At 62.4% G+C, this 10,444-nt stretch carries 13 protein-coding genes and 1 pseudogene; all 14 read left to right on the forward strand.

The genetic code is table 11. The features are described 5' to 3' along the window. Window positions 1-799 (forward strand): NADH-quinone oxidoreductase subunit C (locus VJ811_RS01660; RefSeq protein ID WP_324070533.1); only part of this gene is annotated, 799 nt, incomplete at its 5' end. A 151-nt stretch (window positions 800-950) separates the two neighbouring features. Next, entirely contained in the window at window positions 951-2,168 is a 1,218-nt protein-coding gene (locus VJ811_RS01665) for an NADH-quinone oxidoreductase subunit D (RefSeq protein ID WP_324070544.1), read from the forward strand. 110 nt (window positions 2,169-2,278) lie between these two features. Next, window positions 2,279-2,668: a hypothetical protein gene (locus VJ811_RS01670; protein ID WP_324070534.1), complete on the forward strand. Its 390-nt coding sequence runs from the start codon at window positions 2,279-2,281 to the stop codon at window positions 2,666-2,668. A gap of 1 nt (window position 2,669) precedes the next feature. Beyond that, window positions 2,670-3,344 carry an NAD(P)H-dependent oxidoreductase subunit E gene (locus VJ811_RS01675; protein WP_324070535.1) on the forward strand — a complete coding sequence of 225 codons (675 nt, stop codon included), beginning with the start codon at window positions 2,670-2,672 and terminating at the stop codon, window positions 3,342-3,344. Beyond that, window positions 3,341-3,484 carry a hypothetical protein gene (locus tag VJ811_RS01680; RefSeq protein ID WP_324070536.1) on the forward strand — a complete coding sequence of 48 codons (144 nt, stop codon included), beginning with the start codon at window positions 3,341-3,343 and terminating at the stop codon, window positions 3,482-3,484. The genes VJ811_RS01675 and VJ811_RS01680 overlap by 4 nt, the downstream gene beginning before the upstream one ends. Beyond that, window positions 3,481-4,773, forward strand: a complete 1,293-nt coding sequence (gene nuoF, locus VJ811_RS01685; protein ID WP_324070537.1) for an NADH-quinone oxidoreductase subunit NuoF — start codon at window positions 3,481-3,483, stop codon at window positions 4,771-4,773. Before VJ811_RS01680 ends, nuoF begins: the two co-directional genes overlap by 4 nt. A 38-nt stretch (window positions 4,774-4,811) precedes the next feature. Beyond that, entirely contained in the window at window positions 4,812-5,501 is a 690-nt protein-coding gene (locus VJ811_RS01690; RefSeq protein ID WP_324070538.1) for a hypothetical protein, read from the forward strand. Then, window positions 5,494-7,530, forward strand: coding sequence for an NADH-quinone oxidoreductase subunit NuoG (nuoG, locus tag VJ811_RS01695; RefSeq protein WP_324070539.1), 2,037 nt, complete (start codon window positions 5,494-5,496; stop codon window positions 7,528-7,530). The genes VJ811_RS01690 and nuoG overlap by 8 nt, the downstream gene beginning before the upstream one ends. Continuing rightward, complete coding sequence (locus tag VJ811_RS01700; protein ID WP_324070540.1) at window positions 7,527-7,664, forward strand: hypothetical protein; 138 nt, start codon at window positions 7,527-7,529, stop codon at window positions 7,662-7,664. The genes nuoG and VJ811_RS01700 overlap by 4 nt, the downstream gene beginning before the upstream one ends. After that, the gene (gene nuoH, locus VJ811_RS01705; RefSeq protein ID WP_324070541.1) at window positions 7,661-8,704 is read left to right on the forward strand and encodes an NADH-quinone oxidoreductase subunit NuoH; all 1,044 of its coding nucleotides are present in this window, start codon (window positions 7,661-7,663) and stop codon (window positions 8,702-8,704) included. Before VJ811_RS01700 ends, nuoH begins: the two co-directional genes overlap by 4 nt. Beyond that, window positions 8,701-9,189 carry an NADH-quinone oxidoreductase subunit NuoI gene (nuoI, locus tag VJ811_RS01710; protein WP_324070542.1) on the forward strand — a complete coding sequence of 163 codons (489 nt, stop codon included), beginning with the start codon at window positions 8,701-8,703 and terminating at the stop codon, window positions 9,187-9,189. The genes nuoH and nuoI overlap by 4 nt, the downstream gene beginning before the upstream one ends. A gap of 125 nt (window positions 9,190-9,314) precedes the next feature. After that, window positions 9,315-9,926, forward strand: a complete 612-nt coding sequence (locus VJ811_RS01715) for an NADH-quinone oxidoreductase subunit J (RefSeq protein ID WP_324070543.1) — start codon at window positions 9,315-9,317, stop codon at window positions 9,924-9,926. After that, a complete protein-coding gene (gene nuoK, locus VJ811_RS01720; RefSeq protein WP_053554267.1) occupies window positions 9,923-10,228 on the forward strand; it encodes an NADH-quinone oxidoreductase subunit NuoK in 306 nt (101 codons plus the stop codon). The genes VJ811_RS01715 and nuoK overlap by 4 nt, the downstream gene beginning before the upstream one ends. 4 nt (window positions 10,229-10,232) lie before the next feature. Further along, window positions 10,233-10,444: pseudogene (locus VJ811_RS01725) on the forward strand (NADH-quinone oxidoreductase subunit L); the annotation flags it as partial.

The following is a 10,444-nucleotide window of genomic DNA, read 5'->3' on the forward strand; positions in this document are numbered from 1 at the left end:
TGAAGACAGCATCACCGTCGATCGTGAGGCAATCGCCGGCGTGATGATCGCGCTGCGCGACAAGATGGAATATCAGCAGCTGATGGAAATCGCCGGGGTCGACTATCCCGACCGCGCCGAGCGGTTCGAGGTCGTCTATCACCTGCTCAGCGTCACGAAGAACCACCGTTTGCGCGTCCGCGTGTCGACCGACGAGGCGACGCCGGTCCCGACGATCGTTCCGGTCTGGCCGAACGCCGGCTGGCTCGAACGCGAGGTGTTCGACATGTACGGCGTGTTGTTCGCGGGCAATCCCGACCTCCGCCGCATCCTGACCGACTATGGTTTCCAAGGGCACCCGCAGCGCAAGGATTTCCCGCTGACCGGCTATACCGAACTGCGCTACAGCGAAGAAGACAAGCGCGTCGTGTACGAGCCGGTGAAGCTCGCGCAGGATTTCCGCAATTTCGACTTCATGTCGCCGTGGGAAGGCGCCGATTATGTGCTGCCCGGCGATGAAAAGGCCGGAGGGACGGGCGAGGCACCGGGCAAGGGCGCGCCGACGCCGATGACCGCCGCGCAGGTGAAGGCGGCCGACGACAAGGCCAAGGCGCCGCCGCCGCCGACTCCCAAGACCACCGAAAAGCCGTCGCAGACCGGGGCAGGGGCGAAAGCCAACCTCAAGGCCGCGAAGACTAGCCCCGACGGCGCAAAATCCAAGGTCGCCACCAAGGAGGCGAAAACGCCCGCGACGACCAGGGCCGAAAAGGCACCGCCGAAGCCGCGCGCGCGCCGCAAGCCGAAGGAGGGAGGCAAGTGAATCCCCTCTTCGTCATTCCCGCGAAGGCGGGAATCCCGCTTTTTCCTGCACCCGCTGCAAGCGGGGCCCCCGCCTTCGCGGGGGTGACGGGATTTGATCTCGGAGGTCAGCTGTGACCGACTCCCCAGCTATCAAGCACCACGGCAGCGACATGTTCGAAGGCTATCCGGTCGATACGGCCGATACCGTCGGCGATCAGGTTGTCACCAATTACACGATCAACTTCGGCCCGCAGCATCCCGCGGCGCACGGCGTGCTGCGCATGGTGATGGAACTCGACGGCGAGATCATCGAGCGCGTCGATCCGCACGTCGGGCTGCTCCACCGCGGCACCGAGAAGCTGATCGAATATAAGACCTATTTGCAGGCGCTGCCCTATTTCGACCGGCTCGACTATTGCTCGCCGCTCGCGATGGAGCACAGTTATGTGCTCGCGATCGAAAAGCTGCTCGACCTCGAAGTGCCCCCCCGCGCGCAATATCTGCGCACGCTGTTCGCCGAGCTGACGCGCATCTGCAACCATATGCTCAACATCGGGTCGCACGTCATGGACGTCGGTGCGATGACCCCGAACCTCTGGGTGTTCGAGCTGCGCGAGGATTGCCTGAACTTCTTTGAGCGTGCCTCCGGCGCACGGATGCACAGCGCTTATTTCCGTCCCGGCGGCGTCCATCAGGACGTCCCCGAAAAGCTCCTCGTCGACATCGGCGAATGGTGCGACAAGCGCCTGCCGAAGCTGTTCGGCGACGCGATGAGCCTCGTCATCGACAACCGCATCTTCAAACAGCGCAACGTCGACATCGCGACGGTCAGCAAGGAAGACGCGCTGGCCTGGGGCTTCTCGGGCCCGATGATCCGCGGCAGCGGCATCGCATGGGACTTGCGCAAGTCGCAGCCCTATGACGCCTATGCTTCAATGGAATTCGACATTCCCGTCGGCACCCGCGGCGACTGCTACGACCGCTTCATGGTGCGCGTCGAGGAAGTCTATCAGTCGGCGAAAATCATCAAGCAGTGCCTGCGCGACATGCCCACCGGCCCGATCGCCAGCCTCGACCGCAAGGTCGTGCCGCCGAAGCGTGGCGAGATGAAGCAGTCGATGGAATCGCTGATCCATCACTTCAAGCTCTACACCGAGGGTTTCCACGTCCCCGCGGGCGAAGTCTATGTCGCGACCGAAAGTCCCAAGGGCGAATTTGGCGTCTATCTGGTCAGCGACGGCAGCAACAAGCCGTACCGCTGCAAGATCCGCCCGACGGCGTTTTCGCATCTGCAGGCGATGGACATGATGTCGAAAGGCCATATGCTCGCGGATACCACGGCGATCATCGGCGCGATCGATGTGGTGTTCGGGGAGTGTGATCGGTGAGGCTTTTTTGGGCTACGGCTACGTTTCTTAGCATTGTCGTTAGCACGCAAGCACATGCTGACGATTCTGCGTTAAGCAATGCGGATATTGTTCTGGAACATCTAGAGTCCGTGACAATTGCCAATGTAATTAAAAAAGATTTTCCAAAGCATGTGAAGCATCTGGCTTCTGATGTTGCCGCCGGTATCCAAGAAAATGGCCAAGGGCCAGTAAAGTATGCAAATGGACCCGGCGTCGTCGAAGGTATGTACGATGTCATTACCTCAGATAAGAAGCATCCTTTTTCAGCTACATGCCAGAAGACTGCCACTGATGAGGGGCCGTTGGAGGATTTAGTGATGTGCTATCTGTCGGTTCCGACCGACTGGGGCACTCAAGCAAAGGTTCAGATGTTTTACGGCTTGAAGAAGGGCAAAATTGATCGGGTGATCATGGCTAATGTGGGGCTCGACGATCAGGCGGCCTCAACTGACGCGACAAAACCCGCAGGGCAAAACTGACATGGCTGACGCACCCCAAATCCCCGACGAAGCCGAAACGCGCGCGCGCTGGGGCGCTTTTGCGTGGACGGCGGAAAATGCCGAAAAGGCGAAGGCGGTCATCGCGCGCTATCCCGCGGGGCGCCAGCGCTCGGCGGTGATGCCTTTGCTCGACCTCGCGCAGCGCCAGGTCGGTGCCGAGACGCGGACGCAGGGCTGGCTGCCCGTGCCGGTGATTGAATATGTCGCGGGTCAGCTCGATATGCCGTTCATCCGCGCCTATGAGGTCGCGACCTTCTATACGATGTACAATCTCGTGCCGGTCGGCCGCTATCATGTGCAGGTCTGCGGCACGACGCCGTGCCTGCTGCGCGGATCGGACGATGTGATGGCGGCGTGCAAGAACCGCGGCATGGTGAAGGGCAAGACGACGCCCGACGGCCTGTTCACGCTGACCGAGGTCGAGTGCATGGGGACCTGCACCAACGCGCCGATGGTCCAGATCAACGACGATAATTACGAAGACCTCGATTACGACAGCACCGTCCGCATCCTCGATGCGCTCGCTGCGGGCGAGCAGCCGAAGGCGGGAACGCAAAATCCGCAGCGTCACACCAGCGAGCCGGAGGGCGGGCCGACGACGCTGAAGGAAATGGTCAAGGCGAACCACGACTATCGAAAGGAGTGGGGGGCATGATCAACACCCTATTCCTTCGTCATGCTGAACTTGTTTCAGCATCCATGGCCTACGCTCTCGTTCAGCACGGCGCTTGTGGAAAGGTCGGGCCATGGACCCTGAAACAAGTTCAGGGTGACGAGCTGGGAGAGGTCGCATGAGCCTCCACGACAAGGATCGCATCTTCACCAATCTCTACGGTTTCCAGCCGTGGAACCTGAAATCCGCGCAGATGCGCGGCGATTGGGACAATACCAAAACCCTGATGAGCCGCGGCCAGGACGCGATCATCGAGGAGATCAAGGCGTCGGGCCTGCGCGGCCGCGGCGGTGCGGGTTTTCCGACGGGGCTTAAGTGGAGCTTCATGCCGAAGGAGCCGCGCGCCGACCGCCCGAGCTTCCTCGTCATCAACGCCGACGAATCCGAGCCGGGGTCGTGCAAGGACCGCGAAATCATCCGCCACGATCCGCACAAGCTGATCGAAGGCGCGCTGATCGCGGGCTTCGCGATGCGCGCGCGTGCGGCCTACATTTACATCCGCGGCGAATTCATCCGCGAGGCCGAGACGCTCTTCGCCGCGGTGCAGGAGGCGTATGACGCCGGGCTGCTCGGCAAGAATGCGGCGAAATCGGGTTATGATTTCGACGTCTTCGTCCACCGCGGCGCCGGCGCCTATATCTGCGGCGAAGAAACCGCGATGATCGAAAGCCTTGAGGGCAAGAAGGGCCAGCCGCGCCTCAAGCCGCCGTTCCCGGCGGGTGCGGGCCTCTATGGCTGCCCGACGACGGTGAACAATGTGGAATCGATCGCGGTCGTCCCGACAATCCTGCGCCGTGGCGCGCCGTGGTTCGCCAGCTTCGGGCGCGAGAATAACAAGGGCACCAAGCTCTTCCAGATCTCGGGCCATGTCGAGCGCCCGTGCGTCGTCGAGGAAGAGATGGGCATCACCTTCCGCGAACTGATCGACAAGCATTGCGGCGGCATTCGCGGCGGCTGGGACAATCTGCTCGCGGTGATCCCCGGCGGCTCGTCGGTTCCGCTGGTCCCCGCGGCCGAGATCATGGACGCGCCGATGGACTTCGATGGGCTGAAAGCCGTCGGATCGGGCCTCGGCACCGCGGCCGCGATCGTGATGGACAAGTCGACCGACATCGTCCAGGCGATCAGCCGCATCAGCTATTTCTACAAGCATGAAAGCTGCGGCCAGTGCACCCCGTGCCGCGAAGGCACCGGCTGGATGTGGCGCGTGATGGAGCGGCTGCGCACCGGCGACGCCGACATCAGCGAGATCGACACATTGTTCGACGTGACCAAGCAGGTTGAAGGCCATACCATCTGCGCATTGGGCGACGCCGCGGCGTGGCCGATCCAGGGTCTGATCAAGCATTTCCGCCCCGAAATCGAACGCCGCATCCGCGAGAATGGCGGCGTGCTGGAGGCAGCGGAGTGAAGATGGCCTCGTCCCGATTGGCGGGTTTTACCTGCATCATGATGGCTGCATTGCAGCTGTCGGCGCCTGTCGGCGCCCAGCAGGGATCGCATCTGCACGAGCCGAACGCACCCAATGTGCCGCTCGTCGCTGATAACGCCGCCAAGCAGCGCGAAATCGTGATGAAATCCTTCGCCGATTGCGTCGTCGACAGCGCGCGTGCGCGTCGTCTAGCGCTGGAATTCATCGCCATGGATCCGCAATCGGAGGATGGCGGAAAATTTGGCGACAAGGTCACCGAGCCTGGCTGCTTGCCGAACGTCGGTCAGACGAAATATGCGTCGAAGCTGGCGTTTACGCCGTTTCTTTTTCGGTATGAGCTGCTTGGCGCCCTTTATCGTCAAACCTATCGCGATGCGCCGAGCCCGGCGCTCAAGGATTTGCCGGTACGCGATTACGCGAAAGAATTTGCTTCGGGCACCGTCCCGAACACGATTCTTTCGTTGCGGCAATTTGGCGATTGCGTCGCGCGCATCGCTCCCGTCGAAAGCCATAATCTGGTGATGTCCGACATCTATACTGCCAAGGAAAATACAGCGCTTACGGCTGTTCTGCCGAATTTGCAGGCCTGTATGCCGCCGGGGCAGAGCGTAGGATTCGGACGAGGAATCCTCCGCGGCGCTCTGGCCGAGGGACTCTATCGCCTGCGAGAAGCCAGCAATTCATCTGAAAGTTCTGTCGATGCCTAAGGTCACCGTAGATGGCGTAGAACTCGACGTCCCGCAGGGCGCGACCGTTCTGCAGGCGTGCGAGATGGCGGGGAAGGAAATCCCGCGCTTTTGCTACCACGAACGCTTGAGCATCGCCGGCAATTGCCGCATGTGCCTCGTCGAAGTGTCGCCCGGCCCGCCGAAGCCGCAGGCGTCGTGCGCGCTGCCGACCGCCGAGGGACAGGTGATCAAGACCGACAGCCCGATGGTGAAAAAGGCGCGCGAGGGGGTGATGGAGTTTTTGCTCATCAACCACCCGCTCGACTGCCCGATCTGCGATCAGGGCGGCGAATGCGACTTGCAGGACCAGTCGGTCGCCTATGGCCGCGGCGCGACGCGCTATGACGAGAACAAGCGCGCGGTCACCGAGAAATATATGGGCCCCATCGTCAAGACGGTGATGACGCGCTGCATCCAGTGCACGCGCTGCGTCCGCTTTGCCGAGGAAGTCGCGGGCGTCGAAGATATCGGCGCGATCGGGCGCGGCGAAAATATGCAGATTACCAGCTACTTGGAACGCGCAGTTGCGAGCGAGCTGTCGGGCAATGTCATCGACCTCTGCCCGGTCGGTGCGCTGACCAGCAAACCCTACGCGTTCGAAGCGCGGCCGTGGGAACTCAGCAAGACGCTCGGTATCGACATGATGGATGCGGTCGGCACCAATGTCCGCATCGACGCGCGCGGCCGTCAGGTCCTGCGCGTGCTGCCGCGCGTCAACGACGACGTGAACGAGGAATGGGCGAGCGACAAGACGCGCCACCATGTCGACGGCCTCGTTCGCCGCCGCCTCGACCAGCCTTATGTTCGCGTGAACGGCGCGCTTCAGCCCGCCAGCTGGGCCGAAGCTTTTGCGGCCATCAAGGCCGTCAACGCCGGTTCGTCGGTTGCCGCGATCGCGGGCGATCTCGCCGATTGCGAGACGATGTTCGCCGCGAAGTCGCTCGTGAACGCACTCGGCGGCAATCTGCTCGAAGGGCGCCAGACCGGGCTCGACTATGACGTCACCAGCCTGTCGGTGGTCAATTTCAACACCGGCATCGCCGAAGCCGAAAACGCCGACGTGATCCTGCTCGTTGGCACGAACCTTCGCTGGGAAGCGCCGCTGATCAACACGCGCATCCGCAAGGCGGTGTGGAAGAAGGGTGCGAAGGTCTTCGCGATCGGTCCCGAAACCGACCTGACGTACAAGGCGGAGTGGCTTGGCGACGACGCCTCGCTGGTGACGAAGCTGCCCGCAGCGGTGCTCGACGCGCTCAAGGGCGCCGAGCGTCCGATGCTGATCTTCGGCGGCGGCGCTTTGTCGGTCCCGGGCGTCCACGGCGCGGGCCTCGCACTCGCCAAGTCGGTGAATGCGGTCAAGGACGCCGCTTCGACAAGCTCAGGACAGGGCTGGAACGGTTATAACGTAGTCCACTTCTCGGCCGCACGCATGGGCTCGCTGATGCTCGGCTATGGCTTGCCCGGCGGGATCAAGGATGTGATCGCGGCGAAGCCGAAGCTCGCTTTCTTCCTCGGCGCCGATGAGGTCGATTTTGCGGCGCTGCCCGACACGTTCAAAGTCTATGTCGGCCATCATGGTGACAAGGGCGCGCATGCGGCCGACGTCATCCTCCCGGCTGCGGCGTGGACCGAAAAGGACTTCACCACGGTCAACACCGAAGGCCGCGTCCAGCGCAGCGAAAAAGCGGTGTTCGCCCCCGGCGACGCGCGCGAGGATTGGAGCATTTTCCGCGCGCTCGCCGATGCGCTCGGCGTGTCGCTCGGTTTCGACAGCTTTGCGCAGTGCCGCGCGGCGATGATCGCCGCAGTGCCCGCGCTCGGCGTCGAAGGCCTCGCCGATTACGGTTGGACGGTGCCTAAACTGCCCGCGAAGCCCGAGGCGCGCGCGATCCCGTCGCCGATCAAGGATTTCTACCTCACCAACGCCATCTGCCGCGCGTCGCCGACGATGCAGCGCTGCTCGGAAGAGCTGATCCATGGCGTAGATTTTGCGGAGGCCGCGGAATGACCCCGGTGCATGCGATTGCCAGCGTGTTGCTGGTCGGGATGGGCTATTCGGTGTGGCGCGGCTTCAACCCGCGCAAGTCGGAAAAGCCCGGCCCGCATAATGGCTGGCGCAACCAGGACGGAACCCGGAAATGACCGAGACCTTCATCTCCTGGGGCATGGACCCGAATTGGGCGTGGGGCGTCGCGACGATCGCCGGCATCCTGCTCATCGCGCTGCCGCTGATGCTCAGCGTTGCGATGATCATCTATGCCGACCGCAAGATCTGGGCGGCGATCGCGCTGCGCCGTGGTCCGAACGTCGTCGGTCCTTTCGGGCTGCTGCAGAGCTTCGCCGACGGGCTGAAAGTGTTCCTTCAGGAAACGATCATCCCGACCGGCGCCAACCGCGGGCTGTTCCTGATCGCGCCGATCATCACCTTCACCGTCGCCTTGATGGCGTGGGCGGTGATCCCGTTCAATTCGGGCGCGGTGCTCGCCGACATCAACGTCGGGCTACTCTACATCCTCGCGATTTCGTCGCTTGGCGTCTATGGCGTGATCCTGTCGGGCTGGGCGTCGAACTCGAAATATCCCTTCTTTTCGGCGATGCGCGCTTCGGCGCAGATGATCAGCTATGAAGTCTCGATCGGGTTCATCCTGATCGGTGTCGTGCTGTTCGCCGACAGCTTCAACATGAACGAGATCGTCAAGGCGCAGCAGGGCCACGGCCTCGGCATCGTCAACGCCTTCGGCTTCAACCTGCTGCTCTTCCCGCTCGCGGTGATGTTCCTGATTTCGTCGCTCGCCGAAACCGCGCGCGCGCCGTTCGACCTGACCGAAGCGGAATCGGAGCTCGTCGCGGGTTACCAGACCGAATATTCGTCGATGAGCTTCGCCCTCTTCTGGCTCGGCGAGTACGCCAACGTCCTCCTGATGTGCACGCTCAACGCGGTGCTCTTCTGGGGCGGGTGGCTGCCGCCGATCGACTGGGCGCCGCTCTATGCCGTGCCGGGCATCATCTGGCTGTTCGCGAAGATCCTGTTCTTCTTCTTCGTCTTCAGCTGGGTCAAGGCGACCGTCCCGCGTTACCGCTATGACCAGCTGATGCGGCTGGGCTGGAAAATCTTCCTGCCGATCTCGCTTCTCTGGATCTTCCTGATCTCCGGCTATCTGATGCTGACGAGGTATTCATGAGTACCATTGCCCACCTCATCAAAAGCTTCACCTTGTGGGAATTTGTGAAGGCGCACGCCCTCACGCTCAAATATTTCTTCAAGCCGAAGGCGACGATCAACTATCCGTTCGAGAAGAACCCGCTGTCGCCGCGTTTCCGCGGCGAGCATGTGCTGCGGCGCTATCCGAACGGCGAGGAGCGCTGCATCGCGTGCAAGCTGTGCGAAGCGGTGTGCCCGGCGCAGGCGATCACGATCGAGGCCGAGCCGCGCGAAGACGGTTCGCGCCGCACGACGCGCTACGACATCGACATGACCAAGTGCATCTATTGCGGTTTCTGTCAGGAAGCGTGCCCGGTCGATGCGGTGGTCGAGGGGCCGAACTTCGAATTCGCGACCGAAACGCGCGAAGAGCTGCTCTATGACAAGGCCAAGCTGCTCGCCAATGGCGACAAATGGGAACGCGCGATCGCGGCGAATCTTGCCGCCGACGCGCCCTACCGATAAGGGCGCGCGATGATTCAGGGGCATTCCTATCGAAAAACTTTCGTCGCCCCCGCGAAGGCGGGGGCCGCCGGAGGCCGTGCACTCACGACAACGGCCCCCGCCTTCGCGGGGGCGACGGTGAAATCATGATTCAAGTTATCGCCTTCTGGCTCTTCGCCTCGATCGTCATCGCGTCCGCGACGATGGTCATTCTGGCTCGCAATCCGGTCCACAGCGTCATGTGGCTGATCCTCGCTTTCTTCAACGCGGCGGGGCTGATGCTGCTCGCGGGCGCCGAATTCATCGCGATGCTGCTTGTCATCGTCTATGTCGGTGCGGTCGCGGTGCTGTTCCTGTTCGTCGTGATGATGCTCGACATCGATTTCGCCGAATTGCGTGCGGGCTTCGTGCGGTACTTGCCGCTCGGCGCGCTAGTGGCGATCATCTTGGCGGTTGAGCTTATCGTTGCCGTTGCGGCATGGAGTGCGGGCAAGGTCGATCTCGCCGCACGCGCCGCGCCGATCGTCAGTGACAAGAGCAATATCCAGCAGATCGGCGAGCTTCTCTACACGCGCTACATCTTCCTGTTCGAGGCGGCGGGCATCGTCCTCCTCGTCGCGATGATCGGCGCGATCGTGCTGACGCATCGGAAACGTGGCGGCGTGCGCACCCAGAATATCTCGCACCAGAACCAGCGCCGTCCGCAGGATGCGACGCGGCTGGTCGATCCGGGCGTCGGGCAGGGGATGGAACTGTGATTTCGGTCGGCCATTATCTCGCCGTTTCGGCGGTGCTCTTCACGCTCGGCGTGCTCGGCATCTTCATCAACCGCAAGAATATCATCGTCATCCTGATGGCGATCGAGCTCATTCTGCTGGCGGTGAACATCAACCTCGTCGCGTTCAGCGCCGCGCTCGGCGATCTCGTCGGACAGGTGTTCGCGATGTTCGTGCTGACTGTCGCTGCGGGCGAAGCCGCCATCGGTCTTGCCATTCTCGTTATTTACTTCCGCGGCCGCGGCACGATTGCCGTCGACGATGCCAACCGGATGAAGGGGTAAACCGGTGATCCAGGCGATCGTTTTCCTGCCGCTGCTCGCGGCACTTATCGCAGGTCTCGGCCAGCGCGTGATCGGCAATGTGCCGTCGAAAATCCTGACCACGGGGGCGCTGTTCATCAGCTGCGCCTTGAGCTGGCCGATCTTCCTGTCGTTCGTGACGGGCAGCGGCGAAGCGAGCGTGACGCCGGTGCTCCATTGGGTTTCGTCGGGCGCGCT

This window comes from Sphingopyxis sp. (assembly GCF_035250425.1).
GTDB lineage: Bacteria > Pseudomonadota > Alphaproteobacteria > Sphingomonadales > Sphingomonadaceae > Sphingopyxis.

Coding starts and splice junctions, on each gene's coding strand:
- VJ811_RS01665 (WP_324070544.1), top strand. CDS start 951: ATGTTCGAAGGCTATCCGGTCGATACGGCCGATACCGTCGGCGATCAG.
- VJ811_RS01675 (WP_324070535.1), top strand. CDS start 2,670: ATGGCTGACGCACCCCAAATCCCCGACGAAGCCGAAACGCGCGCGCGC.
- VJ811_RS01680 (WP_324070536.1), top strand. CDS start 3,341: ATGATCAACACCCTATTCCTTCGTCATGCTGAACTTGTTTCAGCATCC.
- nuoF (WP_324070537.1), top strand. CDS start 3,481: ATGAGCCTCCACGACAAGGATCGCATCTTCACCAATCTCTACGGTTTC.
- VJ811_RS01690 (WP_324070538.1), top strand. CDS start 4,812: ATGATGGCTGCATTGCAGCTGTCGGCGCCTGTCGGCGCCCAGCAGGGA.
- nuoG (WP_324070539.1), top strand. CDS start 5,494: ATGCCTAAGGTCACCGTAGATGGCGTAGAACTCGACGTCCCGCAGGGC.
- VJ811_RS01700 (WP_324070540.1), top strand. CDS start 7,527: ATGACCCCGGTGCATGCGATTGCCAGCGTGTTGCTGGTCGGGATGGGC.
- nuoH (WP_324070541.1), top strand. CDS start 7,661: ATGACCGAGACCTTCATCTCCTGGGGCATGGACCCGAATTGGGCGTGG.
- nuoI (WP_324070542.1), top strand. CDS start 8,701: ATGAGTACCATTGCCCACCTCATCAAAAGCTTCACCTTGTGGGAATTT.
- VJ811_RS01715 (WP_324070543.1), top strand. CDS start 9,315: ATGATTCAAGTTATCGCCTTCTGGCTCTTCGCCTCGATCGTCATCGCG.